Source organism: Saccharothrix violaceirubra (genome assembly GCF_014203755.1).
Classification (GTDB): Bacteria; Actinomycetota; Actinomycetes; order Mycobacteriales; family Pseudonocardiaceae; genus Actinosynnema; species Actinosynnema violaceirubrum.
The window spans coordinates 4,305,770-4,332,249 of record NZ_JACHJS010000001.1; the positions used below are offsets into that span (position 1 = coordinate 4,305,770).

The 26,480-nt window shown below is 74.0% G+C and carries 21 protein-coding genes; 17 read left to right on the forward strand and 4 right to left on the reverse strand.

Features of this window, described 5'->3' with window-relative positions; translation table 11 throughout:
• The 9 genes from F4559_RS19795 to F4559_RS19835 all read left to right on the forward strand — a co-directional run bounded on the left by F4559_RS19795 (position 1) and on the right by F4559_RS19835 (position 12,353).
• On the forward strand, positions 1–2,850 hold the full coding sequence (locus F4559_RS19795; protein ID WP_184670787.1) for a lantibiotic dehydratase: 2,850 nt from the start codon (positions 1–3) through the stop codon (positions 2,848–2,850).
• A complete protein-coding gene (locus F4559_RS19800) occupies positions 2,847–3,755 on the forward strand; it encodes a thiopeptide-type bacteriocin biosynthesis protein (protein WP_184670789.1) in 909 nt (302 codons plus the stop codon). Before F4559_RS19795 ends, F4559_RS19800 begins: the two co-directional genes overlap by 4 nt.
• 235 nt (positions 3,756–3,990) lie before the next feature.
• Positions 3,991–5,037, forward strand: a complete 1,047-nt coding sequence (locus F4559_RS19805; protein ID WP_184670791.1) for a thiopeptide maturation pyridine synthase — start codon at positions 3,991–3,993, stop codon at positions 5,035–5,037.
• Positions 5,034–6,425 carry a SagB/ThcOx family dehydrogenase gene (locus F4559_RS19810; RefSeq protein WP_184670793.1) on the forward strand — a complete coding sequence of 464 codons (1,392 nt, stop codon included), beginning with the start codon at positions 5,034–5,036 and terminating at the stop codon, positions 6,423–6,425. The genes F4559_RS19805 and F4559_RS19810 overlap by 4 nt, the downstream gene beginning before the upstream one ends.
• Positions 6,422–8,164, forward strand: coding sequence for a YcaO-like family protein (locus tag F4559_RS19815; protein ID WP_184670795.1), 1,743 nt, complete (start codon positions 6,422–6,424; stop codon positions 8,162–8,164). The genes F4559_RS19810 and F4559_RS19815 overlap by 4 nt, the downstream gene beginning before the upstream one ends.
• A complete protein-coding gene (locus F4559_RS19820; protein ID WP_184670796.1) occupies positions 8,161–9,978 on the forward strand; it encodes a TOMM precursor leader peptide-binding protein in 1,818 nt (605 codons plus the stop codon). The genes F4559_RS19815 and F4559_RS19820 overlap by 4 nt, the downstream gene beginning before the upstream one ends.
• 10 nt (positions 9,979–9,988) lie before the next feature.
• Positions 9,989–10,357: a hypothetical protein gene (locus F4559_RS19825; protein ID WP_184670797.1), complete on the forward strand. Its 369-nt coding sequence runs from the start codon at positions 9,989–9,991 to the stop codon at positions 10,355–10,357.
• Positions 10,354–11,154, forward strand: coding sequence for a TylF/MycF/NovP-related O-methyltransferase (locus F4559_RS19830; RefSeq protein WP_184670799.1), 801 nt, complete (start codon positions 10,354–10,356; stop codon positions 11,152–11,154). Before F4559_RS19825 ends, F4559_RS19830 begins: the two co-directional genes overlap by 4 nt.
• Positions 11,154–12,353 (forward strand): coproporphyrinogen-III oxidase family protein, encoded by a 1,200-nt coding sequence (locus F4559_RS19835; protein ID WP_184670802.1) that lies wholly within the window; start codon positions 11,154–11,156, stop codon positions 12,351–12,353. The genes F4559_RS19830 and F4559_RS19835 overlap by 1 nt, the downstream gene beginning before the upstream one ends.
• Positions 12,354–12,545: 192 nt before the next feature.
• Here the strand turns inward: F4559_RS19835 and F4559_RS19840 are convergent, their stop codons facing one another.
• Positions 12,546–12,944 carry an SgcJ/EcaC family oxidoreductase gene (locus tag F4559_RS19840; protein ID WP_184670804.1) on the reverse strand — a complete coding sequence of 133 codons (399 nt, stop codon included), beginning with the start codon at positions 12,942–12,944 and terminating at the stop codon, positions 12,546–12,548.
• 170 nt (positions 12,945–13,114) lie between these two features.
• Here F4559_RS19840 and F4559_RS19845 point away from each other — a divergent pair, with 170 nt between their 5' ends.
• From F4559_RS19845 to F4559_RS19870, 6 genes are read left to right on the forward strand one after another with little or no spacing between them, the layout of a single operon-like run.
• Positions 13,115–14,596, forward strand: coding sequence for a trypsin-like peptidase domain-containing protein (locus F4559_RS19845; RefSeq protein WP_184670806.1), 1,482 nt, complete (start codon positions 13,115–13,117; stop codon positions 14,594–14,596).
• On the forward strand, positions 14,593–14,781 hold the full coding sequence (locus F4559_RS36445; RefSeq protein ID WP_184670808.1) for a hypothetical protein: 189 nt from the start codon (positions 14,593–14,595) through the stop codon (positions 14,779–14,781). The genes F4559_RS19845 and F4559_RS36445 overlap by 4 nt, the downstream gene beginning before the upstream one ends.
• Positions 14,778–16,775: a serine/threonine-protein kinase gene (locus F4559_RS19855; RefSeq protein ID WP_184670810.1), complete on the forward strand. Its 1,998-nt coding sequence runs from the start codon at positions 14,778–14,780 to the stop codon at positions 16,773–16,775. Before F4559_RS36445 ends, F4559_RS19855 begins: the two co-directional genes overlap by 4 nt.
• A complete protein-coding gene (locus F4559_RS19860; RefSeq protein WP_184670812.1) occupies positions 16,772–18,190 on the forward strand; it encodes a vWA domain-containing protein in 1,419 nt (472 codons plus the stop codon). The genes F4559_RS19855 and F4559_RS19860 overlap by 4 nt, the downstream gene beginning before the upstream one ends.
• The gene (locus F4559_RS19865; protein ID WP_184670814.1) at positions 18,187–19,275 is read left to right on the forward strand and encodes a GlnX family signal transduction membrane protein; all 1,089 of its coding nucleotides are present in this window, start codon (positions 18,187–18,189) and stop codon (positions 19,273–19,275) included. The genes F4559_RS19860 and F4559_RS19865 overlap by 4 nt, the downstream gene beginning before the upstream one ends.
• Entirely contained in the window at positions 19,272–20,534 is a 1,263-nt protein-coding gene (locus tag F4559_RS19870; protein ID WP_184670816.1) for an ABC transporter substrate-binding protein, read from the forward strand. The genes F4559_RS19865 and F4559_RS19870 overlap by 4 nt, the downstream gene beginning before the upstream one ends.
• Before the next feature lie 65 nt (positions 20,535–20,599).
• Here F4559_RS19870 and F4559_RS19875 read toward each other — a convergent pair whose 3' ends face one another.
• On the reverse strand, positions 20,600–21,733 hold the full coding sequence (locus F4559_RS19875) for a hypothetical protein (protein ID WP_184670819.1): 1,134 nt from the start codon (positions 21,731–21,733) through the stop codon (positions 20,600–20,602).
• A gap of 282 nt (positions 21,734–22,015) precedes the next feature.
• Between F4559_RS19875 and F4559_RS19880 the strand changes: the two genes are divergently transcribed.
• Together F4559_RS19880 and F4559_RS19885 are read left to right on the forward strand one after the other, a co-directional pair.
• Entirely contained in the window at positions 22,016–23,041 is a 1,026-nt protein-coding gene (locus F4559_RS19880) for an LLM class flavin-dependent oxidoreductase (protein ID WP_184670821.1), read from the forward strand.
• Between the two features lie 26 nt (positions 23,042–23,067).
• The gene (locus F4559_RS19885) at positions 23,068–24,522 is read left to right on the forward strand and encodes a TIR domain-containing protein (RefSeq protein WP_184670823.1); all 1,455 of its coding nucleotides are present in this window, start codon (positions 23,068–23,070) and stop codon (positions 24,520–24,522) included.
• Here the strand turns inward: F4559_RS19885 and F4559_RS19890 are convergent.
• Together F4559_RS19890 and F4559_RS19895 are read right to left on the reverse strand one after the other, a co-directional pair.
• A complete protein-coding gene (locus F4559_RS19890; RefSeq protein WP_184670826.1) occupies positions 24,495–25,121 on the reverse strand; it encodes a class I SAM-dependent methyltransferase in 627 nt (208 codons plus the stop codon). The genes F4559_RS19885 and F4559_RS19890 overlap by 28 nt on opposite strands.
• 88 nt (positions 25,122–25,209) lie before the next feature.
• A complete protein-coding gene (locus F4559_RS19895) occupies positions 25,210–26,478 on the reverse strand; it encodes a hemolysin family protein (protein ID WP_184670828.1) in 1,269 nt (422 codons plus the stop codon).
• Positions 26,479–26,480: the final 2 nt, after the last annotated feature.

Genomic DNA, 26,480 nt, shown 5'->3' on the forward strand with positions numbered 1-26,480 from the left:
GTGGTCACACCACCCGAAGGCCGCTCGCCGGCGGGCCCGTGGCGGGTCGCCGACGCGCCGGTGGTCCGGCTCGCCGGACTGCCGGCCGCACTGCTCACCACGCTGCGCTGCGGCGTGACCGCCGCCGCGGTCGACCTCCTCGACGCCGAAACCGCCTGGCTCGCCCGTGAAGGCGCGGGTCTCGCCGACGTCCTGCACGACCTGATCGGCGCCCGCGACGACGGCCCGCGCGACCGGCCGGCGCTGATCGGCCTACGACGCGCCGTGCACCGGGGCCGGGTGCCGGGACGACGCGAGGCCGACGTCCTCGACACCCTCCCGGCCGCGTTCGCGGCACGGGTGCGCGCCTGGTGCGAGCGGACCGCCGCGCACCGGGTCGCCGTCGCCGGTCTCGACGACCTGCTGACCGCAGACCGGGAACGGGTTGTCGGCGTCCTGCGCGACACGGCCGCCGACCCTCTTGTGCGGCGTGCCCTCGTCCTCGCGAGCCCGGAACTGCTGGCCGAGCTGGACCGCTGGGTCGCCGACCCCCGCCGGGTGCCGCAGGCGCAGAAGCTGGTGCGGCTGGTCCGCTTCCTCGTCCGGGCCACCGCGAAGACCAGCCCGTTCAGCACGTTCCTCGACACGGGCCTCGGCGTCTGGGACGGAACCGACCCGACGCCGTCACGGCGGTGCGCCGTCCTCGAACTCGACGGCTCGCTGCTGCACCGGCTGCGGACCGCCGTCGCCGCGCTGCCCGCCGTCACGACCGTCGAGGCCGACCCGTCGGCCGTCGTCGACGGTGATCGGGTCGTGCTGCTGGGCGCGTCGCCCGCCGAGCCGACCGGGACGCTGCCCGCCTCGCCGGCCGTGCTGCGCTGCCTCGACACCGCGCGGTCCGGCGTAAGGGTGCCGGAACTGGTGCGCGACCTCGCCGCCGGCACGGGCGGCGACCACGACGCGGCGGCCCGGTTCGTCGCCCGCCTGCTCGACACCGGCTTGCTGCGCCCGCGATCACCCGTGCCGGACCTCGAACCCGACCAGCTCGGTCGGCTGTCCGAGGCCCTGACCGGACACCCCGACCTGGGCCGGCTGGTCGATGCCGTGCGCGTGCCGCTGGTGGCCGACATCCCGCCGGCCGAGGTGGCGCGGCACCGGGCCCGACTCGACGACCTCGGCACGGCGTGGTCCGCCCTCGCCGACCGGCTCGACCTGCCCGGCGAGGTCCGGGTGCACGAGACCGTCGTGGCCACCGGACCGTCCCGGGCGCTGGACCCGACGACGTGGACGCCGCACCTGGACGATCTCGACGTCGTGCGCCGCTGGCTGGTGGTGTTCGACTGGAAGGTGCCGATCAGGCTCGCGGTCGCCGAGTTCGTGCGCACGAGGTTCGGCGCGGGTGCCCGGGTACCGCTGCCGGTGCTCCACCGGGAGATTCGCCTCGCTGTGGCCCACGACCGCTCGCCGCTGGGCGACGTCCTGCGCGCCCTGCTGGGTCCGACGGCCCGGCCGTGGTTCGCCGACCTGGACTCGGCCGCGGTGCCGCGCTTCGCCGAACTCCGCGCGCTGCGCGCCGCCGCCGGTGCGCCGGCCGACCGGGAACCGGACGTCGAGGGGCCGAAGTCGGGTGGGCCGGACCATCGGATCACCTCCGCTTCGGACCCCGGCACGGCAGGCAGCGGTTCGGCACGCCTCGACCGGGAACACCCGGCCCCGGAAGATCGACACCGGCGGGCCGACGTCCCCGATCGGACCTGCCCGCGGCCGGCCGGTACCCACCCCGATCCGGCAGGCGGGCGGTGGACCGCAGCGGATCCGACCGCCGAGGAGTCGGTGGGCACGGAGCCTGTCGGCGCGGAACGGATCGCCAGGGGACGGAACGGTCCGGAGTGGACCGTCGCGGAATCGGCCGGCCCAGGGGGGACGAACGCACCACAGCCCGACATCGTGCGCATCGACCCGGCCGAGGTCGCCGCGCAGATCCGGTCCTGGCCGGCGTGGCTGACCGGGCCGGCGTCGGTCGGGTGCTACCTCCAGCGGGCCGACGACCGACTGGTGCTCAACGCCGTCCACGCCGGGCATGGGCGTCAGACCGCACGCGTGCGCCACCTGCTCGACCGCGCGGGCGCACCGGTACCGGCTCGCGCACCCGACCCGCGCGTCGCGGAGTTCACCGGCCTGTTCGGTTCGACGCTCAACGCCCGCGTACCCACCGCCCGGTACGAGATCGGCTACCCCGGCACGACGGGGGCACCGGGCGGAGAGCGGTTGCCCGTCGCCGACCTCGTCGTCCGCCACGACCCCGACCTCGACCTGGTCGGCCTGTGGCACGCGGACACCCCGGTCGTGCCGGTGCACCCCGGCATGATGGCCGACTTCCACCTGCCGCCGCTGGCCCGCTTCGCCGACCGGGCTTTCAACCCGGCCTACCAGGTGCACCCGAGCGCGCCACCGCTGGTGCCGCACGACGCGACACCGGACGCGGTGGTCCGGCTGCCCAGGGTAGAGATCGGTTCGGTGGTGGTGCGCCGGGCGCGGTGGACGTTCCCGATCGACCGCGTCCCGCCGCGCACGGCCGCCGGCTCCGACGCCGACCACCTGCTGCGGTTGGCGGCGTGGCGGCGGGAGCACGGGGTTCCCGCGCGGTGCTTCGCCCGCTCTTGGGGCGAGGAGACGGCGGTCAGCGTCGCCAAGGCGCGCAAACCGTCCTATGTGGACTTCGGCGACTGGTTCCTGGTCGCCGCGTTCGACCGCCGGCTGTCCGGCCGGAGCACCGTGCTGCTGGAGGAGGCGCTACCCGAACCGGGCGCCGACGGCACGCACGTCGCGGAGTACTTCGTGGAACTCGACGACCGGGAGGAGGCACCGTGATCCGCACGACCACCGCCGCGGACTGGCTCGCGGCACACCTGTTCCACCACGGGAACCTGGACGACCTGCTCGTCCGCCTCGTCGCGCCGCTGGTGCGCGAACTGGACCGGCCGGCGTTCTTCCTGCGCTACTGGGACGGCGGCAACCACGTGCGGCTGCGGGTCCTCGCGCCGGACGACCGCGACGCGGTCGGCGCCGTGATCCGCGACCGGGCCGAGGCGTACTTCGCCGAATCGCCCGCACCCGACCTGATGAGCGCCGAGCACTACCGGTCGGTGGCACCGGGACTGGCGCTGGGCGAGGGTCTGACCGACTACCTGCCCGAGTTGCGGCCCAACAACTCCGTGCTGTTCCAGCCGTACACGCGGGAACACCACCGCTACGGCCACGGCGCCTCGATGGAGGCCGCCGAGCACCACTTCGCCGAGTCCAGCGCGGTCGTGCTCGACCTGCTCGGCACGCACCCGTCGACCAGGCAGCGCGACACCGCCTGCTACGCGCTGATCCTGCTGGCCTGGTTCGCCGCCGAGCCCGACCCGGTCCGGCTGACGGCCTGGCGCGACCGGCTCGACCGTGGCTGGGCCGAGCGGTTCGGGCCGCTCGGCGTCGTCGCCGAGGCCGAGTCGGCACAGGTGTTCGAGCGGGACCGGGGCACGTTGGTCGCGATCGCCGACCGGCTGCGCGCGGGACGCGTGGGCGGCTCGGTCCTGGGGCGCTGGTCGGCGTCGGTCACGGCGCTCGCCGCGAGCCTGCGGCGACCCGACGCGCGCGCGCCGGAGGGCGGTCCGCTGCCGGTGCTCGACGCGTGCGCGCACCTGCTGTGCAACCGGCTCGGGGTCTCCCCCGCCGCCGAGGTGCACCTGCGCCGACTCGCGGTCGCGGCCGTGCTGGAGGCCACCCGATGACCCGGCACCCACTCCGCGCGGGCCGGCCCACCGCACCGGGCGGCCACGCCCAGGACGCCCGGCGACCCCGCGCCCGACACCGGGATCGACCCGACCGGAACGACGGCCGCCCGATGAGCCGGCACGCCGTTCACCACGAGCGCACGCCCGACACCGAACGGACGGCACCCGACTCCAAGACCCGTCCGCGCGACACCGGCCCGGCTCGCGCGGGACGGCAGCCGGAGGCGACCCGATGACGCCGCACGCACTGCACATCGCCCACCACGCCCCGGATTGCGACGACCTGCTGCTCGACGCCGTCCGACCGGTCCTGGAGTCCGTGCCCGGCGGGTACTTCCTGCGCCACTGGCAACGCGGGCCGCACCTGCGGGTGATCACCCCGGAGCCGGTGCCGGACGACGACGTCCGCCGCCTGGCCGACCACCTGGCCGCGCACCCGTCGACGACCGTGCTCGACCAGGACGCGCTGCTGCCGGCGCACCGGAGGCTGGCGGCGGCCGAGCAGGTCTCCGGGCCGCTCACGCCGTTCTACCCGGACAACACCGTGCGCCGGGCCGACCACGACGACCGGTCCGCGGTGCTCGGCGCGGCGGCGGACCTCGTGACGGCCGCGCACGTCGCGACGACCCCGGTGCTGTTCGACGTGCTGACCGACGTCCGGGCGGGCGGCTCACGGCTCGGCATCGCGCTCGACCTCGTGCTGGCGACCGCGCACGCCTACGCCGAGGGCGGCATCGCGGGCGGTTTCGTGTCGTTCCGGTCGCACGCCGAGGCGTTCCTGGCCGACGGCGACCGCGAAGCGGTACGACGGCGCTGGGACGGCGAGTACGCACGACGCCGCGAAGCCCTGCGCGACCGGCTCGACGCCGTAACGTCTACTGTGGACTGCGAGGCCGCCGTGCCGCACGTGCGCCGCTGGCTGGCCGCCCTCGACCCGGTCCGCGACCGGGCCGGGGAACTGCTCGCCACCGGCGAACTGGCCTTCGACCGCGTGCGCGGCGCCGCGACCAGTGAGTTCCACCGCACGCTCGACACGAACGAGCGGTGGCACGCCGAGGTGGCGCCCTCGGTCGCGTTCGGCACGTACCGGGTGCTGCTGAACTGCGCCTACCTCCAACTCACCCGACTGGGCATCCGGCCCGTCGAGCGGTTCGCCCTGTGCCACCTCGCGGCCAACGCCGTCGAGGAACGCGAGGGTGTCCGCGCGCTCGACCTGGTGCGGGACGACCCCACACCCGTGAACCACCTGGCCACCAACGACTTGGGGGGACGACCATGACCGACATCGCGGTCGCGGCGGACGTGGGCGAGCTGTTGTCGCTGCGGCCCGGCGTCTACAGCGCGATCGGCCGGGACGGCGGTGTCGCGCTGCTCGCGTGGCCCAACGCCGACCGGCTCGGCGAACTCGACGAAGACCTGCACGCGGTCCTGCGCGCCCTGGCCGCCGGTCCGACCGGCACCGGTGCGCTCCGCGCCCTCGCCGACCCGGAACGGGTCGACGCCCTGCTCGACCGCCTGCGGCATGGCGGGTGGCTGGCCGTGACGGTGGTGTGGCGCGATCGACCGCTCTACACGCTGGTGCCGCTCACGACACCGCCGCCGATGCCCGGACACGTGCCCGCGGACCCCGTGCTGTCCCGGTTCGCGGTGCTGCACCGGGTCGACGGCGAGACGGTGGCAGAATCGCCGCGCGCGTGGTGCGACACGCGGGTCCACGACGCGGACGTGCTGGCGCTGCTGGCGGGCCTGCCCGCCGGCGGCCTGCCCGAGCGGGTCGTGCGCGACCTGCACTGGGCCGGCGTCCTCGTGCCGGACACGGGCGCCGAGGACGAGGAGTTCGCGCTGCGCCAGTGGAGTCCGCACGAGCTGTGGTTCCACGACCGCAGCCGGCTGGGCCGGCGCGGCTACCTCGGCGACCGGTTCGGCGGCACGTTCTGGGCGCGCGACCGGTTCCCGGCGCCGCCCGCCGTCCCCGAGCCGTTCGCCGGTCCGGTCGTACCGCTGGCGGTGCCGGACCTGCCCGCACGACGCCGGGAGGACCCGACGCTCACCGCCGTGCTGGAGGACCGCGAGACCGTCCGCGAGCAGGACGACGCGCACCCGCTGACCCTCGACGGACTCGGCGAGTTCCTGTACCGGTGCGCGCGCACCCGGTTGACCCGGGTCGGCGACGACGGCCAGGAGTACGCGAGCCGCCCGTACCCCTCCGGCGGCTCTGTCTACGAACTGGAGCTGTACCCCCTGGTACGCCTGGTGGACGGGCTGGAACCGGGGCTGTACCACTACGACTCGCACGGCCACCGGCTGGAGTTCGTGCGTGCCGACGCCGATCCGGCCGTGCGCCGGATGTCCCGGGTCGCCGCACTGTCCACTGTGGCCGAACGGCCGCCGCAGGTGCTCGTCGGCGTCTCGGCGCGGATCGGGCGGCTGATGTGGAAGTACGAGGCCATGCCGTACTCGTTGGCGCTCAAGCACGTCGGCGTGCTCTACCAGACGATGTACTGCGTCGCGACGGCGATGGGCCTGGCACCGTGCGCGCTCGGCGGCGGTGATTCCCGGGCGTTCGCCGAGGCGACCGGACGCGATCCGCTCGTCGAGTGCGCGGTGGGCGAGTTCGCGCTGGGCAGCCGTGTGCGCCAGGTCCCGGTGTGGGAGTTGGCCCGATGAGCGCACGACTGCTGCTGCGTCCGGACGCGCGCTGGACCGCGACGTCCGACGGCGTCCAGGTGCTCGCGCCGCACGGCGAGGTGTTCCTGCCCGGTACGACCACCGGCGAGTGGCTGGCCAGGCTGGCTCCGGTGCTCGACGGCCGGTTCACGCTCGACCGGATCGCCGACGGGCTGCCCGAGGCACGCCGTGGCGCCGTGCGTGCCCTCCTGACGGGTCTGGTGCGGCGTGGTGTCGTGCGAGAGGTACGCGACGAACTTCCGCACGGACTCACCGACGACGAGCTGTCCGCCCACGCCGCGCAGATCTCCTACCTGGGCTACCACCTGGACTCGGCGGCGCACCGGTTCGAGCGGTACCGGCGGATGCCGGTCGCGGTGGTCGGCGGCGGCGCGCTCGTCGACGTCCTGCGGGAAGCCTTGCGGCGCACGGGTTGTGCGGTGGTCGACGCCGAGCCGGAGGACGCCGGACTCGTGGTGCAGGTGTGCGACGGGACGACCGGTGGCGCCGTCGCCGGGCTGTGCGCGCACCGCGAGGTGCCGCTGGCCCAGGTGGTCGTGGCCGACGGGGAGGTCTGGTGGCACCCGGCCTTCGTGCCCGGACGCGACGGCCACGGCTGGCACGAGGCCCGACGACGGCTGGTCCCCGCCGAGCCGACGGCCGGTGCCGGCCTGGACGACACCACGTCGACCGTGGTCGCCACGCAGGTGGCGCACGACCTGTTCCGGTACGCCACGGGTCTGCGCGGACCCGACCCGGTGCCGCGCCTGGTGCGCTTCGACACCGGCACGCTCGCCTCGCACGACCACCGCTACCTGCCGACCGGCGGCGCGGACCGGGCCGACGTGCGCGACCGGGTGCGGGCTCTGGCCGAGCTGCCCGGTCTGGACGCCGAGGAGTTCTCGAGGCGGGCCGTCGTGCTGGTCGACCCCAGGCTCGGGGTGCTGGACGAGGTCGACGAGGGCGACCTGGCGCAACTGCCGCTGCACGTGACGAGGACAAGGGTCTCGGCACCGGACGGCTCACGGCCCGTCGTCACGGGCGCGGGCATCGACTTCGAGACCGCCCGCTACCGGGCGGTGCTCACGGGCGTGGCGCGCTACGCCGCACTGGCCGCGCCCGCCGGTCCGCTCGCCGCGGTCGACGCGGTGGACGGGTCCGCCCGCGAGGTCGCACCGCCCGTCGGGCACCGCGGCGTCGCCGCCGGGTACGACTGGCCCGGTGCCGTGTCGGCCGGTGCCCTGGACCACTGCCTGCACCTGACGGTGGCCACCGCCCGTGCGGCGGTCGCGCCGTTCGACGGCGTCGACCTCGACGCGGTCGGCGGGGACCCGGTGCTCGACCACGCGGTGGCGATGTTGCACGCGCTGGGCGAGCCCGTCACCGTGCACGACGTCACCGGGCCGCTCGGCGTCCCGACGTTCGGCGCCGCGTTGTCCGGCCGTACGGTCGCGTACGGCTCGGGTGTCGACCCGACGGCCGCGCTGCGCGAGTGCCTGCACCGGACGCTGCTGTCCTGGCAGTCACGGACGACGGGCCAACCGGTCTACGCGCCGCCGAACGTGCCCGACCTGCCGGAGTCGCTGCGCGGCCCGGCGCGTCCACCCCGGGTCGCGGACCCGGTCGACCCGCTCGCCGCGCTGGTCGCCGCCGGGCATCGGCCGCTCCTCGTCCCGCTCGATCACGACGGTGCGGTGCACCGGGTCGTGCCCTTCGTCGTCAGGGTGGTGTTGACGTGACACAGTCCACTGTGGACTTCACGATCGCGCTCGAAGCGCTCGTCCACGCGGTCGCGCGGGCCGCCGACGGCACCGATGTCGCGGTGCCCGTGTCGCTCGACCGGCACGAGCCCGACGGCCGCACCACGCCGGTGCTGCCGGTCCTGGTGGGGTCCGGGCGGGTCGACGTCGGCCCGCTCGTCCGGCCGGGGACGCCGGGCTGCCTGGAGTGCCTGCGGCTGCGCACCTCCCGGGCCAAGGCCGACCACGGCCGGGTCGAGGCGGTTCGCGACGCGCACCCCGCGCCGGAGGAGCACCCGCTGCTGCCCGCGCCGCTGGTGGCCCTGGTCGCGGAACTCGTCGCGGCCGAGGCACACGGCCGGACGGCACGCACCCACGAGGCGGTCCTGCGCGTCGACGTCGCCGGACTGCGCGTGACCCGGCACCGCTTCCTGCCCGAACCGCTGTGCCCGGTGTGCGGCGGACTGCCCGACGACACCGAGGACGCCGCCCGGTTCACGGCACGACCGCGGCCCAAAGCGCGGCCGGACACCTACCGGGTCCGCCCGGTGACCGACGAACTGGACTCGTTGCTCGACCTGTACGTGGACGCGGAAACCGGCCTGGTGCGGGAGATGAAACGCGGCACGCAGGGCGGCCTGGTGGTGGCCGGCGCCATGATGCCGATCCGGGTGCCCGGCGCGGTGGAACCCGGCGTCGGCCGGTCGCGCGGCTACCGGACCAGCGCGGTGACCGGGTTGCTGGAGGCGTTGGAGCGCTACGGCGGCGTCGAGCCCGGAGGGCGGCGCACGGTCGTGCGCGGCACGTACGCCGGGCTGGCCAACCGGGCGCTGGACCCGCGCACCCTGGGCCTGCACCCGGTGGACCGGCCGGCGGGCGCGGACTTCCGCCCGTTCCACCCCGAGGCACCCGCCCGGTGGGTGTGGGGCCACTCGTTCCGCCGCGGCGGCCCGGTCCTCGTACCCGAGTCGTTCGCCTACTACTACCTGCGCCACGACGACCCCGACGACCGGCCGTTCGCCTACGAGATCTCCAACGGCTGCGCGCTGGGCTCGTGCCCGGAGGAGGCCGTGCTCTACGGCCTGCTGGAGGCAGTGGAGCGGGACGCGTTCCTGCTCGCCTGGTACAACCGGATCCCGCTGCCGCTGCTGGACGTCTCGGGCGCGACGGACCGGATGATCCCGGTGCAGGTCGCGGCGATCACCGCCGACACCGGGTACGAGGTGCGGCTCTACGACAGCACCGCGGAGCACGGCATCCCGAGCGTGTGGGCGATGGCCGTGCGGCCGGACCGGTTCGGCGACGACCGGCCGATGCTGGTGTGCGCGGCGGGCGCGCACCTGACGCTGGAACGTGCGATCGTGGGCGCGCTGAGCGAACTCGGGCCGCTGCTGGCCGACTTCGTCGACCGCTTCCCCGACGAACGCGACCGCGCACGGCTCATGGTCGACGACCCCGACCTCGTGCGCACCATGCACGACCACTCGACGCTCTACGGCACGGACGAGGCGTTCGAGCGCCTGGCGTTCCTCGACCGGACGCCGAACCGGCGCGCGCTGCCCGTGGCAGACCCGCGGCCGACGACCGACCTCGCCGACGACCTGCGTGGCGTGGTCGACCGCGTGCTCGCGGCCGGACTCGACGTCGTCGTGGTCGACCAGACGACACCCGAGCACCGCGCGGGCGGCTTCTCCTGCGTCAAGGTCCTCGTCCCCGGCGCGCTCCCGATGACCTTCGGCCACCGCAACCGGCGGATCGACGGCCTGTCCCGGGTCGTCGCCGACCCGAACCCCCACCCGCACCCGTTCCCGTGAGGAGGAGACCGTGCACCTCGTGATCGTCGCGTTCGACCTGAAGGAGTCGGGCGTCGACTTCCCCGAACTGCGGGCCTGGGTCCGCGACCGGGCCGCCGCGGACTACGCGGCCCTGCCCGGAATGCGTTTCAAAGCCTGGTTCTCCGACGAGCGCAAGCGCCTGTGGGGAGCGGTCTACCTGGTCGACTCGGCCGACGCGTTCGACCCGGAACGGCTGCCGCGCCTGCCCGACGGCCGCACCGGTCCGGTCGGCACCCGCCCGACCTCGATCACCTGGTTCGACCTGGAGGCGTTCGTCGCCGGCCCCGACGGGCTCGACGGACTGGACGAGTTGCGCGCGGCCGGGCTGAGCCTGCGCGCGGAGAGGACCGGAGCATGACGACGGCAGTGCGCACTGAGGCCGGCGAGGCGTACCTCGACCTGCTCAAGCGGTGCCTGACCCGGCTGTCCGACGACGGGTCGCCGTTCCTGGCCGGACCCGCGAACGCGGCGGCGACCCCCGAGCAGCTCCTCCAGGGTGTGTTCGCCCACCAGGACGCGGACACCATGATCGGCTGGGCCCGACTGGACAACGCCCGGCACTGCCTGGAGACCGCACTGGTCGAGGGCGTGCCGGGCGACGTGGTGGAGACCGGGACGTGGCGGGGTGGCTGCTGCGCGTACCTGCGCGCGGTCCTCGCCGTGCACGGCGTGGAAGACCGGGACGTGTGGTTGGCCGACTCGTTCCAGGGCTTCCCCGAGCCGGACGCCGAGCGGTACCCGGAGGACTACGTCTACGCCACGCCCGAGGTGCGGCGCTTCCTCGACGGGCTCGACTACCCGATCGCGGTGGCCGTGGACGAGGTCCGCGCGCGGTTCGCCCGCTACGGCCTGCTCGACGAGCACGTCAGATTCCTGCCGGGCTTCTTCGCCGACACGCTGCCGACCGCGCCGATCGGGCGGATCGCCGTGCTGCGCCTGGACGGGGACTTCTACCAGTCCACCATCGAAGCACTGGAACACCTCTACGACCGCCTGTCGCCGGGCGGGTTCTGCATCGTCGACGACTACGCGTTGCGGAGCTGCCAACGTGCCGTCGACGACTTCCGCACCGCACGGGGGATCACCACACCGATCGAGCGCATCGACTGGACCGGCGCGTTCTGGCGCAAGGACGACGAATCGGGGAACCGCTGATGACCAAGCCGCTGCTCGTCTACGCCAACGTGCCGTTCTGCAACTCCAAGTGCCACTTCTGCGACTGGGTCGTGCAGGTGCCGACCCGCGAGCTGCGGCTGACGCCGGAGACGCCGGGCCGGACGCGGTACCTCGACGCCGTGGCCGAGCAGGTCGCGGCACACGCGCCCGGCCTGCGCGCGGACGGGTACGAGCCGCGCATCGTCTACTGGGGCGGCGGTACCGCGAGCATCCTGGACATCGACGAGATCCGCCGCCTGCACGGGGCGATCACCGCCGAACTCGACCTGTCGGGCGTGGTCGAGGCGACGATCGAAGGCAGCCCCGAATCGTTGAGCCGGGCCAAGCTGGACGTGCTGCGGTCGTTGGGCTTCAACCGGATCAGCATCGGCGTGCAGTCCTTCGCCGACGACCGGCTGCGCATGATCGGCCGGTCGCACTCGGCGGACGAGGCCGTGCGCGCGGTCGGCGAGGCGGCCGAGGCCGGCTTCGACAACATCAACATCGACCTGATCGTCGGCTTCCCGGACGAGGACCTGGCCGAGGTGGAGGACACGGTGCGACGCGCGCTCACGTTGCCGGTCAACCACTTCTCCGTCTACCCGTACCGGGCGAGCCCCGGGACGGTGCTGCGCAAGCAGGTCGACCGGGGCAACACGAGCCTGAACGTCGAACGGCAACTGCGGGCGTACCGGCTCGCCGCCGACCTGCTGACCGGCGCGGGGCACCCGGAGTACGCGATGTCGTACTTCGGCGGCCCGCACTGCCTGTCCGACGAGGCGTACTACCAGCTCAAGATGGACTGGATCGGGTTCGGCGCCGGGGCCAACTCCCTGGTGCGCCAACGGTACCTGGCCACGACGAAGGGCCGGCTCGCCCGGTTCAACGACAACCCGACCGCGTTCGACGTCGACGTGCCGGCCGGGAGCGACAACCTGGTGAAGCACTTCCTGGCGCAGGCGCTCACCACCCGCGAGGGCGTGGACGCGCGGCTGTTCCAGGAACGCACGGGGGTGTCCCTGCGACGTGCGTGCGAACGACCCGATGTCCACGCGTACCTGGAACGGATGGCGAAGTACGGCGACCTGGTGGTCGACGGCACGGGCATCCGCCTCACGCCGGAGACGATGGCGCGCACCTACGTGGCGTTGAGCTGGATCGACCTGCCGACGCCGGAGGTGATCGCGGACACCGCGTGAGATCGGCCGGTCCGGGGGTGGGGCCGATCCACCCCCGGACGCCGCACGCCCGGGCCGAGGCGACACGGAGGACATCGGCCAGGGCCTGGTCGGTACCGAGGCCATCACCGTTCAGCGGAACGGTCGATCGCACGTCCGCGGCTCCCGGTCACACCCGGAACCCGCCCGCGGCAGCCTGCCCGGGGGGCGAGGTCACCCCTCCCGGAACGTGACGCGGGTGTTCTGGAACGACGCGCACCGCCAGCGGCCGTCCTCCCGGACCAGCACGGAGGTCTGCACGGACGCCGCCCCCGCCGGCACCCCGCCGTCCGGACCCGCCACGGCGCCCCCGGACACGAGGACCGCCACGTCCGGCCGCAGGAAGCGCGGCGGGACGTCGACCTCGGTCGTGCCCACGAGGCGGGAACCCTTGAGCGGTCCGGAGAACAGCCACCGGTGGGCGTCCTCGATCTCCCGGCGACCGCTGAGCCGCCGGCCGTCGAACACCACGTACTCGGCGTCCTCGGTGAACGCGTCGGCGTAGGCCGTCGCGTCGCCGCGCTCCCACGCCCGTGCCAGCTCGCGACCCCACTCGGCGATCCCGTCGGTCATGATCCGCTCCCCTCAGGTGATTATCCGTATCCGAATATACAGACACGGACAGGGGGATGTCCGCACTAATTCGGCACGCCTGCGTGAGCATCGGCCTGCCGGCTAGGCCATTTGAGCGGTTGGCCGACGAGCGGTCCCGACCCCCCGGCCGGTCCCCGTATGTTCCAGCCGTGGTGGCAGGGCGAGGGGGACCCGAACCGTGGCGGCTGCGCCTCGTCGACGGGACCGGCTCCGTGCTCGGCGCCGGCGTCCAGCTCGGCACGCGGCACGTCCTCACCTGCGCACACGCGGTCTTCGGCCTGGCGCACACGCTCGCCGGCCGCGTCGGTGCCGCACCGGTCGCCGCCCGCGTGGTGCCGGGCTGGTGGGTGCCGCCGGGACCGGACGGCCGCGGCGACGTGGCCGTGCTGGAACTCGACGAGGACCTGCCCGCGGCCGGTGCCGTGCTGCGTCGCACGGCGTTGAGCTTCGACCGGCTCGTGCACACTTACGGCTATCCCGACGCGCGCGGTGACGGCGTGTGGGCACGCCTGCACCTGGCCGGGCGCACCGGGCCGGGCGCGGAGTGGTTGGAGATGCGCGGCCGGACCGCGGCCGAACCCCGGCTGGAACCGGGATTCCACGGCGGTGGCGTGGTCGACGACCGGACCGGCGCGGTGCTGGGCATCGTCGTCAAGCGGGACCGCACGGACGGTTCGACGCGGTCGTGGCTGAGCCCGGTCGAGACGATCGTCGCGCACGTGCCCGACGTCGCCCGCTGGGTGACCGGCGAATCCGCCGCCGACAAGGTGTTCAGCGACCGCCTCGACCCCGCGGTGGAGTTGCCCGACGTGGCCAGGGCGCTCGCCGACTGGCTGGACCGGGCCGCGCTGGGCGACCTGGTGATCACGGTCGCGGGCGCGGACCGGCACGAGCTGTACCGGCTGGTCTCCCGCGCCGACCGCGAGTCGCGCCGCGCGGACGCGGACCGGGTCGGCGGCATCGACCTCGCGGTGGACGCGTCCGGGCGCACGCCCGAGGAGGTCGCCCGCCGGGTCGTGGCCCGCACCGGGATCGACGTCGAGGCCGGTGTCCGCTCGTCCGACCTGGTGCGCGCGGGCGTGCCCGCCATGACCGTCGTGGTGGACGCGGTCGACGACGCCACCGACCCGGAGGCGCTGCTCGCCGACGTGCTGCGCCCGCTGGCCGCGCACGGCACCCGGCTCGTGCTCGGCTATCGCCGCGCCTCCTCCCCCGCGCTCGACGCCGCCCGCGCGTGGGAGGTCGACCAGCGCCTGGGCTGCCTGAGCCGGTGGATCACCCGCGGCGGCCGGTTCGACGAGCGCACGACCGGGCTGCGCCGACGGGTCACCGCGATCCGCGGCATCGTCCGGGAGTTCGGCGTCGAGAAGGCCCGCGACCGGCTGGACCGGCTCACCGCCCGGGTGGCCGCCCTGCCCGTCGACCCGCCCGACGAACGCCGCGAGTTACGCGGCCTGCTCGAGGCTTACCAGGCCAAAGCACACCGCGCCGGGCTGGCCGAGGACCCGGAGCTGACCGCGCTGTACCGGGTCGCCGACCACGCGCTGGCGGCGACGCCGTTCGACCCCGGCGCGGCCGGGAACGCGGTCCGCGAGTACGGGCTGGCGGTCGGCCGAAGGGCCGACCCGTGACCGCCGACCGGTGCCCCCGCCCCGACTGCGGCGGCACCGTGGAGGACACCGGCTTCTGCGACACGTGCTTCCGCAGGCCCGACGGCACACCACGACCGGTCGCGCCGCCGCCGGCCGGACGGCGCACGACCGGCGGTCTGCGTTCGCTGCCGGTGTTCGAGTTCCCGACGCGCCCAGCCTCGTGAAGCACGATCCGCAGGTCGCCGAGCACCGCCGCAGTTGCGGCCGGTGCCGGGAGCCGGTCGGCCGGGCGCGCGGCGGCCGGCCCGGCCTGGCCGAGGGCTTCTGCCATGGCTGCGGCCATCCCTACTCGTTCCGCCCGGCGCTCGCGCCCGGCACCGCGGTGGCGAGCCAGTACGAGGTGCTCGGGCCGTTCGCGCACGGCGGCGTCGGCTGGGTCTACCTGGCCCGCGACACCCACCTCGACCACCGGTACGTCGTCCTCAAAGGACTGATCGACGCGTCCGACCCGGGCCTGGCCGCGGTGGAGCGGCGCGCGCTGACCACGCTGGACCACCGCGACATCGTGCGGATCTCGGACTTCGTGTCGCACCCGGACGAGCGCACCGGCCAGTCGCGCGACTACATCGTGATGGAGTACGTCGACGGCCTGTCGCTGGGCGAGATCGGCCGCGCGGGCCGGTTCGGCGCCGAGCCGCTGCGGGTCGAGCACGTGCTCACGTGCGTGCGGCACGTGCTGGAGGCGTTCGAGTACCTGCACGACCGCGGTTTTCTGTACTGCGACATGAAGCCGGACAACGTGATCGTGCGGCCGGGCAACCGGGGCGAGCACGAGAGCCGGGTGAAGCTGATCGACCTGGGCGCGGTCCGGCGGATCGGCGACCGGTCCGGCGCGATCATCGGCACGCCCGGCTACCAGGTCGACCGGCGGGAGATCGACGAGCGCGGCCTCACCGTGGACACGGACCTGTACACGGTCGGGCGGATGATGGAGGAGCTGTACCGGGTGAGCGAGGACGCCGCCCGGACCGGGGACGCCGACCCACTGGCGATCGGACTGGAGTCGTTCCGACGCCTGCGCGAGCGCGCCTTCCACTCCGACCCGGACCGGCGGTTCCGCTCGGCGCGGGCGCTGCTCGACCAGCTCGACGGCGTGCACCGGGAGGTGGCGTCGCTGCGCGACGGCGAGCCGAGGCCCGAGCGGTCCCGGCTGTTCGCGCCGACCGGCGTGCTGCTCGACGCCGGGCTCGGCGCCGTGCCGCCACTGGCCCGCTGGACCGGGGACGGGCACCGCGGCACGGGCGACTCGCTGCCCGACGGGCGTCCCGAGCCGGGCGCCGTCGCGGTCGGCCTGCCCGTGCCCCGCGTGGACCCCGACGACGAGGCCGCGGACGTGGTCGGCGCGGTGGTCGCGGCGGGCGCCTCGGACCCGCGGCGGCTGGTGGCGAAGCTGGCGACCGTGCCGGACACGGTCGAGGCCCGGTACGCGCGGTTCCGCGCCCACCTCGCGGTGGGTGGGACCACACCCGAGCTGCCCGACGTGGTCGGACCCGACCGCGACGGGTGGCGGTCGTCCTGGCACCGCGGGCTGCTGGCGTTGGCGCTGGGCGACGTGAAGCGCGCCGCGTCCGCGTTCGACGCGGTGTACGAGGCGGTGCCCGGCGAGGACGCGCCCAAGCTCGCGCTCGGGTACTGCGCCGAGCACGCGGGCGCGGACCGCCGGGCCGAACAGCTCTACGAGGCGGTGTGGCGGCGCGACCCGGCCAACGGCAGCGCGGCGTTCGGCCTGGTCCGACTGCGGCTGGGCCGCGGCGACCGGGCGGGCGCGGTGGCCGTGCTCGACGGCGTGCCGACCGTGGCCCGCCACCACGACGCCGCCCGCGTCGCCGCCGTGTCCGTCCTCTGTGGACACTTGGGCGACACGCCGCCCGCACCCGGCGACCTGCGCGAGGCGGCGTACCGGCTGGCGGCGCTGTACCTGGACGGCGACGAGTCCCGGACGCGCCTCACGGCGGTGGTGCGCGAGGCCGCGTTCGACCTCGGCGACCCCGACGCCCTGTACCCCGGGGAGGTGTTCGGCGCCCGGCCGGACGTGCCGGGACTGCGCGTGCTGCTCGAACAGTCGTACCGGGAACTGTCCCGGCAGGCCCGCTCCGCGCGGGCGCACGGCGTGCTCGTCGACCTGGCCAACACGATCCGACCGAGGACGGCGCGATGACCCGACCGCAGATCTCCCTGTCCGTCGGCCAGAACGAGTACCTCTCGCCGCACGACGGCGAGATGCACGCCGTGCTCACCGTGGCCGCGCAGGGACCCGACGGCCCGGAGACCACCGTGCCCGAGGCCGCCGAGGTGATCGCGATCGACTGCTCCGGTTCGATGCACTACCCGCCGACGAAACTCGCGGGCGCCCGACGGGCCGCGGCGGCGGCCGTGGACGCCATGCGCGACGGCGTGCACTTCGCGATCGTGGCGGGCACGGACACCGCCACCAAGGTCTTCCCCGCCGACGTCGGGCTCGTGCCGGCGGACCCGACGTCGCGCACGGCGGCCAAACGCGCGCTGCGCGACCTGACCGCGATCGGCGGCACGGCCATGGGCACGTGGCTGCGCCTGGCGAACCGGCTGCTCGCCGCGCACCCGGCGGCCGTCCGGCACGTCATGCTGCTCACCGACGGCCGCAACGAGCACGAGACCTCCGAGCAGTTGAAGGCGGTGCTCGCGGAGTGCGCGGGCCGCTTCGTGTGCGACGCGCGCGGCATCGGCGTGGACTGGGCGCCCGAGGAACTGATGGCCATCGTGCAGGCCCTGCACGGCACCGCCGACGCGGTGGAGGACGTCGACGACCTGGTCGCCGACTTCGCCGCCATGACCCGGGCCGCCATGGGCCGGGTGCTGCCCGACGTGCGGGTGCGGGTGCGCACGGCGCCGTTCGCGCGGCTGCGGTTCGTCAAGCAGGTGCTGCCGACCCGGTCGGACCTCACGTCGTTCGGCGTGGTCGTCGACGCGCGCACGACCGTCCTGCCGACCGGGGCGTGGGGCGCGGAGACCCGGGACTTCCACGTGTGCCTGGACATCGACCGCGGCACCGTGCCGCCGGACGAGGAGGTGCAGGCCGCGCGCGTGGACCTGGTCGTGCTCGACGGGGACGTGCCGCACCCGGTCGCCGGTCCGGTCCCGGTGCGCGTGCACCGGACCGAGGACCTGCGGCTGTCGAGCGTCCTGCACCCGGCCGTGGCGCACTACACCGGCCAGAGCGAGATGGGGCTCGCGGTGATGGCGGGCTACGACGCGTACGACGTCGGCGACGCCGCCCGTGCCGAACAGGAGTGGGGACGGGCCATCGCGTTGGCGTCCGGACTGGGCAACGGGCACGTGCTCGACCGGCTGGCCCGGCTGGTGGACGTGGTCGGCGACCCGGCCGACGGCAAGGTGCGGGTCAAGACCGCGGTGTCGCCGCATGACCTGCTCGCGCTCGCGATGAGTTCCGTGATGTCCAGCCAGGTGCGCGACGTCGACACCGCCGGCGAGGCGTCCGGGCCGGACGTCGTGTGCGCGCACTGCTGTCACGTGTGCCCGCCGGGAGCGCGGTTCTGCGTGGCGTGCGGGCGGTCGATCGGGGCGGACGCGTGACCGGGTCGACGACCCGGCGGGACCTGCTGCGGCTGCGGGCCGTGCTGCTGGTCGTGACGGGACTCGTCGTCGCCGCGTCGTGGTTCGTGGTGCGGGACGTGCACGACCGGATCGGGCAGGTGCTCGCGCGCGGCGCGCCCGCCGTGCTGGAGGCGACCGCCGCGCACGCCGCGCTGGCCGAGGCGGACGCGTTCGCGATCGACGCCTTCGACTCGGGCGAGGCGAAGCTGGCCGGGCCGGGCGACCGCTACCAGAACCGGATCGCGGTGGCGAGCCAGAGTCTGACGCGGGTGGCCGAGCACAACGTGGCGGCGGCCGAGGGCAGTCGGCAGATCCAACTGGTGGAGGGCCTGCTGGTCGCCTACACCGGCTGGATCGCCCAGGCCGACGCGCACTACCGGCAACGCTCGACGCTGGCCGACGTCGATCTCTGGTACGCCTCACGCCTGGTGCACGCACCCGGGATCGGCGTGCTGGCCGAGTTGGACCAGTTGGCCCGCGTGCAGCGGGAGGCGCTCGACCGGCAGCTCGGGGAAAGCCTGGCGGCGCCGGTGTGGATCGGTCTCCTGGCCGTGGCCGCGCTGGTGCTGGGTGTGCGGCTGGTGCTGGCGCAGCGGTATCTGAGGCGGCGGTTCCGGCGGCGGTGGAACGTGCCGCTGCTGCTGGGGTGCGGCGCGCTCCTGGGGCTGTGCGCGGTGGTGGTGTTCGGCGTCCTGGCCCAGTACCGGGCCGAGGTGGCGGCCGGCGAACTGCGCGGCGTGACCGATGCGTGGGCGCAACGGGCCGCGGTCGCCGGCGACCGCGGTCAGCGGGAGTTGCGCGGGCTCGTGACCAGGACGTGCGAACGCGTGTGCGGTGAGACCGTGGACCGGTTCGTCGCCGGACTGCCGGCCGTGCCGCGGGTCGAGGCGGTGGCCGAGCACGAGCTGACGACCCGCGTGAAGGCGGTCAACGAGCGGATCGCCGCCGCCGACCGCATGGCCGGCGTGGAACCGCTCGTGCCGGTCGCGGGGGTCCTGGTCCTGGTGGCGGTGTGGTCCGGGTTCCGGCCCCGCCTCGCGGAATACCGGTACGAGCCGCGATGAGGAACCTGGTGCTGGTGGTCCTCCTGGTGCTGTCCGGGTGCACGGCTCCGGGCAGCACGGCGACCGTGACGATCCTGGCCTCGTGGAGCGGCGCCGAGGAGGCCAAGTTCCGCCGCGTGCTCGACGCGTTCGAGGAGCAGACGGGCATCGAGGTCGACTACATCGGCACGCGGGCACTGGGCCAGGTCCTGGAATCCGAGGTGCAGCAGGGCGATCCGCCCGATCTGGTGATCTTCCCCAGTCCCGGCGAGCTGGCCACGTACGCCAAGCGCGGCTATCTGCACCCGCTCGACGACGTGCTGCCCGGACACCGCGAGGAGTACGGGGACCAGTGGCTGGAGCTGGAACGGGCGGCCACCGACCGCCAGTACGGGCTCGCGGTGAAGGCCGACTTGAAAGGCGTGATCTGGTTCAACCCCAAGGAGTTGATCGAGCCCAAGCCCGCGCGCGGTGCGGAACTCCAGGCGTTGGTGCGGCGGACACGGGTCACGCCGTGGTGCGTGGGCATGGGCGCCAGTCCGTACTCGGGGTGGCCCGGTACGGACTGGGTAGAGACCCTGCTGCTGCGGTTGTCCGGGCCCGCGCTGTACCAGGACTGGACCGCCGGGCGGTTGACGTGGGCGTCCTCGCCGGTGCGGGCGGCATGGGAGACCTGGGGCGCGCTGGCAGGCCCCGACCTGGTGCGGGGCGGTGCACGCGGGGCGTTGCTGACCGACTTCGGCGACGCGGGGCGCGGGTTGTTCACCGACCCACCCGGCTGTCTGCTCGAACTCCAAGGGACGTTCGCCGCAGGCGGCTACCAGGGGTACGAGACCAAGCCGAAGGCCGGAATCGACTACGACTTCTTCGAGGTGCCCCCCTTCGGCGAAGGCAGGCCGGCGAAGGCGGTGGCCGCGGACCTGGCGGCGATGTTCAACGACACGCCGCAGGCTCGACGGCTCATGGCCTTTCTGGCTTCGGCTTCGGCTTCGGCGATCTGGCCGGGGTCGGGGGGTGCGTACTCGGTGAATCGGCGGGTGCCTCCGGCGGCCTATCCGGATGACGTGGCGAAGCGGGTTTCGGGGAAGCTCACCGAGCCCGGGACGTTCTGCTTCGACGCCTCCGATCTCATGCCGCCGACCATGCGCACGGCGTTCCACCGGGCGGTGTTGGAGTACTTGGCCGATCCGGGACGGTTGGACGAGATCCTGGCGAACCTGGACGAGGTCCGAGCCGGCGTGCCGCCGGGCGAGTGGCTCGATTTCCCCTGCGGTTCTTGACACCGCGAGTCGTGCGTTCAGACACCACGAAATGTGCGTTCAGGCACCGCGCGGGCCGCCCAGGGTCAGCCGGTGGCGCGGTAGGACGTCAAGCCGGTCATGTCGTCCCTGCGGACGCCGTAGCCGGGGACGATGGCGTCGGGGACCCGGCCGACGCCGGTCGCCACGTCGCGACCCGTACGGGCATCAAGGATCGTGCCGCCATGCGCACGTCCGTACACCAACCCCGCGTAAACGGCCGCCACCTCGGGATTCAGCCGACCCGTCGACGTGTCGGGCAGCGTCCACAGTCTCGTACCGGCCAGATCCAAGGCCGTGACGTCGTGGTAACTCACGCAGACCACCACGTCCTGAGCGGCCGGACTGCACGACGGGGACTCAGGAAGGGTCGCCCGCACACCCCCGTCTCCCGTTCCCAACAACAAAGTCCGAGGCTCAGCCGGCACGTCCTCCACGAACTGCGCGAGTCCGGGCACCACCACCGCGGCACGAAGGTCGCGCACCGGCGCGGAGCCGGTCCAACGCACCTTCGCGGTGCCCACGTCCAGCCCCTGCGCGATCGTGCCCGCACCGGACGTCCGCAGGCCCACCACGATGCGGTCGTCCAAGCCCACCGGCACGAATCCGGCGGGCAGGGCGGTCGCCGACGAGGCACGCACGTCGACCAGCGCGCCGAACGACCCCGCCACCACCGCGACGAAAGCGTCGTTCGCCGCGACAACGCTCGTCCGCGTCTCCTGGGGCGACGCGCCGCCCGGGTAGGCGGTCCGCGCAGTCCACGTCTGGTTTCCGGTCCTGGCGTCCAAACCGCCGACCACCAGGTCGAAACCGTTCGACCCCCGGGCCAGACCCGCCCACACGACCTGACCGCCCGACAACCGGATCGGATCGCCGGGACCGCGTTCCACCGGCGTCTTGGCCACCCACCGCTCGACACCGTCGACGAGGGCGATCGCCCGGACGTTCAGCGCCGCATCGGAGCTGGAGCCCTCCTTCGCGGTGATCGTGAAAGCGGCTTCGTTGCCCACCAACGCTTTCCGGTCCTTCGTCAGGGAGACGCCCTGATCGGCGAACGACTTCGGCGGGTCGTACAGCGGGCCGTCCGTGATGGGGGCACCCGTGGTGCCGACGTGCGGCGCGGGTTCGGGCGTCGGGCTTCCGCACGCCACGAGCATCAGCACGGGGACGACAGCCGCCAAGCGACGTAACATGCATCCTCTTTCGATCGCGGGCGCCCGTGGCGCGAATCGAGACGCCCCAGGCTGACGGCCGAACGGGCGATCACCGATACGGATTGACGAAGCGGTGCCAGGCATTGCCCGAACCGACCTGGCGTGATCTCCGAAGTTCACCGATTCGGACCAGTGGCGAACACACCGCGTGTCCGATCTGTTCCCGCCGTACCGCCAAGTGGGACACCCGCACCCCGCCGCCGAAGCGGTGCCAGACTCAGGTCCAGTCCACCCGAGCAGGGAGTCGCCGTGCCCACGAACCGGAAACCGTTGCGCCGACTGGGTTTCCTGACCATCGGACTGTTCGACGGCACCGATCCGGGCCCCGGTCACGAGCGCACGCTGCGGATGGTCGAACTCGGCGAACGACTCGGCTTCGACAACGCGTGGGTACGCCACCGGCACCTCCAGTACGGCATCTCGTCGCCGATCGCGGTCCTCGCGGCGGCGTCGCAGCGCACGTCGCGCATCAACCTCGGCACGGCGGTCACGCCGCTGGGCTGGGAGAACCCGTTGCGCCTGGCCGAGGACCTGGCCACGGTCGACGTCCTGTCCGGCGGTCGCCTCGACGCCGGGTTCAGCGTCGGCCCGCCCGGACACCTCGACCACGTCAAGCACGCGCTCTACCCGGACACCGCCGACCACGAGGACTTCGGCTACGGCCGCGCGCGCCGGCTGGTCGACCTGGTGCGCGGCGCCCGCGCGTCGGACTTCCGCGGCGTGGAGGGGTTCGAGGTGTTCTCCGACCGCGTCCAGCCCCACTCCCCCGGCCTCGGTTCGCGGCTCTGGTACGGCGGCGGCAGCCTGCGGTCCGCGCGCTGGGCGGGCGAGAACGGCCTGAACCTGTTGTCCAGCAGCGTGGTCAAGGCCGAACAGCCCGGCCCGCACGACTTCGCCGAGATCCAACTCGCCCTGATCCGGGAGTTCCGCGCGCACCACCCGGACGGCGACGCGGCCCGCGTCTCGCAGGGCCTGGTCGTGATCCCGACCGACTCCGCGAGCCCGCAGCAGCGCGCGAAATACGAGGCGTACGCGCAAGAACGCCTCCCGCGCACGGCCGAACCCCAAGGCCCCGGCCGACTCCTGTTCGCACCCGACATCGTCGGCACCTCGGCGGAGATCGCCGAACGGCTCCACGCCCACGCCGCGTTCCGCGAGGTCACCGAGGTCGCGTTCGCCCTGCCGTTCGTCTTCGACGAGGACGACTACACCCAGATCCTCACCGACATCGCCACGCGGCTCGGCCCGGCACTGGGGTGGCGTCCCGCGTCCTGACCGCCCGACGCGCCACAATCATCGGCGTGAAGGTGTTCGTCAACTACCGCCAGCGCGACGCGGACGGCCGCCTGCTCCCGCACGCCCTGGCCGCCGAAGCGCTGGCCGAGCGGCTCGCGGGCCTGCTCGGGACGGGCACGGTCTACTTCGACACGACCCTGCCGCCGGGCCGGCGGTATTCCGACATGCTGCGCCGGCGCATCACCGAGGCGATGGTCGTCGTGGTGGTCGTCCACGAGAACTGGCTCGCCGATCTGCGGGCCAGGGAGGGGACGCGCAAGGACTGGGTGCGGTACGAGATCGCCGAGGCGCTGGCCGCCGGCAAGGAGGTGGTCCCGGTGCTGATCGGGGACGCCGAACTGCCCGGGCACCGCGACCTCCCGGACGACATCCGGGGACTGGCCGACGCCCAGGCCGTGCCGTTGCGGCTGGGCAGGTTCGACCAAGGCGTCCAGGCGCTCGCCGCCGAGATCGGGCTGCGCGTCGCACCCGACGAGGAGGAGCCGCTGACGGTCGAGCAGGTGCCCGACCGGGGACGGCTGGCCGTCGCCGTGGCGGGTGCGATCGTCCTCGTGCTGTTCGGCGTGGTCGCCCCGGCCGCGGACCTGCTCTCCGAGAGGTTCCACGTCGCCGGGGTGGGCCCGTACCTCGCGGTGTTCGCGGTGATCCCGGGGCTGCCGCTGTTCGTCGTGTTCGGCATCGCCGGGACCGAGTTCGCGCTCCGCCGCCCGATGCAGTGGCTCAACGACGCGATCGAGCGCAACACCGAGGAGAAGTCCTACGTGGTGTTCGGGCTCGGGCTGATGTTCTCGGGTTTCCTGTTGCTGCTGCTCGTCGTGGTGTCGGCGGGCGGCCTGTCGGCCCCCACCGTGGGACTGGTGATCGTCGTCTGGATCGGCACGCTCCTGGTCACCGCCATCGGGTGGGTGCGCAAGCAGGACTCGCGGCGGCACTGGCCCTACTTCACCGGCCGGCCCACCGGGTTCTGGGTGCAGTCCGAACTGATCCACCTCCGGCGTCACCTCGATCGCGGTCGGGACGGGTGGACCAGGCCCCTGCCGCTGGCCCGGCGGCGGACCGCCGAACTGGTGCTCGACCGGGTCGAGGAGGTCGTGGCGATCATGGCCGCGGACGCGGAACGGGGCCGGGTCCGCTGGTGGCGGACCCGCAACCCGTACCTGAACGCGCTGCACGTCGGCGGCGTGGCGTGCGCGGTCGCCATCCTGACCATCGCGTTGATCGTGCACGCGGCGACGGCCGGGATCGGCGCCGCCGACCTGCTGTGGTGGGCGGCCGGCGTCGCCACCGCCCTGTTGTTCTACGTCGGTGGCGTCGAGTTCGCGTTCCGCACCTACCGGTGGCGGATCGCGGAGACACAGCGGACGCTGCCCGACCGGCTCGCGCAGGTGCGGGCGCGGCTGGCCGAGATGAGCACCTCGATCCCGTACTCGGCCTACCTGGCGCGCACCGAGGGCGAGTGACGTCGGGCGTTGAGCACGGCGTCGTGCACGGTCAGGCCGTCGACGACGCGGGCGCGCGTCTCCGCGACGATCCGCCAGCCGTCGTCCAGACCGGCCGCGACCTGCTCGGCCGTGAACATCAGATCGGCCCGGTCCGGGCGGCCGATCTCCGGGTTCTCCAGGTCGAGCGGGTGGTGGCCGACGAACAGCAGCGTGCCGCCGGGCGCGACCAGCCCGGCCAACGCCCGGACCAACGTGGTGCGCTCGGCCCCCGGCAGGTGCATGAACTGGGCCGACACCAGGTCGAACGGCCCGAGGTCGGCGGGCAGCGCGGTCACGTCCGCCCGCGTCCAGGTGATCCGCCCGCCCAGGCCGAGCGAGTCGGCGCGGGCTTCGGCGCGGGCCAGGGCGGTCGGCGCGAAGTCGACCGCCGTGACCTCCCAGCCGTGCTCGGCCAGCCAGAGGGCGTCGCCGCCCTCGCCACAGCCCACGTCGAGCGCGGTCCCCGGCGGCAGTGCGGCGACGTCGGCGACGAGCTGCGGGTTGGCCCGTCCGCTCCAGATCGCGTCCCGAGACCGGTAGCGCTCGTCCCAGAACGCGGCGTCGAACTGCTCGGTCACGACAGGTTCCCCTCGTTCGGCGGCTGACCGGCCCCACTGTGCCCGCCCACCCGCCGAAAGCACGCATCCCGTTGCCGGAACGGCAAGCTCAGGACCGGGGTGTGAGGCGTACCGACGTGATGGCGTGGTGGGCCACGTCGAGCACCTCGACCCGCCAGGCCGACACGGTCACCTCGTCGCCCGGTCCCTCCGGGATGCGGCCGAGCTCCACGAGCACCAGGCCGGCGATCGTGGTGTAGTCGCCGTCCGGCGCGTCCGGCAGGTCCACGCCGACGTCGGGCAGGTCGTGCATCGGGAACGTGCCGGGCAGCACCAGCGACCCGTCCGCCTCCGACCGGACGGCGGCCACGTCGCGGTCGGACTCGTCGTAGATCTCGCCGACGACCTCCTCCAGCAGGTCCTCGAACGTCACGATCCCGCCGACCGCGCCGTGCTCGTCCACCACCAGGCCGAGCTGCTCGCGCTCGGACTTGAAGTGCCGCAACGCGTCCGCGACGCGCACCGAGTCCGGCAGCACGAGCGCGTCCCGGGACGCCCGCTCCAGCGTGGTGTCGTCGGCCAGCAGGTCGCGCAGGTGCACGACGCCGATCACGTCGTCGAGGTGCCCGGTCCGCACGACCGGCGCCCGCGAGAAGCCCGACGCGGCGAGTTCCGCCCGCGCCCGCGCCACGGGCAGGTCCGCCGCGAGCGTGAAGACCTCCCGGCGCGGCACCAGGACCTCGCGCAACCGGCGTTCGTGGATCTCCAACGCCCCGGTGATGATCTCGCGCTGCTCCTGGTTCAGGTGCCGCTGGGTGTCGACCAGGTCGCGCAGTTCCTCGGGCGAGAGCTGGTCGCCGTCGGCCTCGGGGTTGCCGCCGAACACCCGGACCACCACGTCGGTCGACGTGCTGAGCAGCCACACCACCGGCCGGGACACCGTCGACAGCACGTCCAGCGGACGGGCCGCGAGCAACGCCCACGGCAGCGCGTACTGCATGGCCAGGCGTTTGGGCGCGAGTTCGCCCAGTACCAACGTGAAGAACGTGAGCACCATGGTCACCAACGCCACGGCGACCGGGTTCGCCGCACCGCCGAGGAACGACAGCAGCGGCACGAGGGGCGCGGCCAGCGACACGGCCGCCGCCGCCGAGGCCAGGAAGCCGGCCAGGGTGATGCCGATCTGGATCGTGGCCAGGAACCGGTTGGGGTCACGGGCCAGGCGGACCAGGGTGCGCGCCCGGTGGCCGTCCTCGCGCTCCAACGCCCGCACCTGCCCTTCGCGCAACGAGACCAGTGCCATCTCGCTGCCCGAGAACACCGCGTTGACCAGCACCAGCACGCCGACCAACGCGAGGTCCCACCAGATTCCGTCCACCC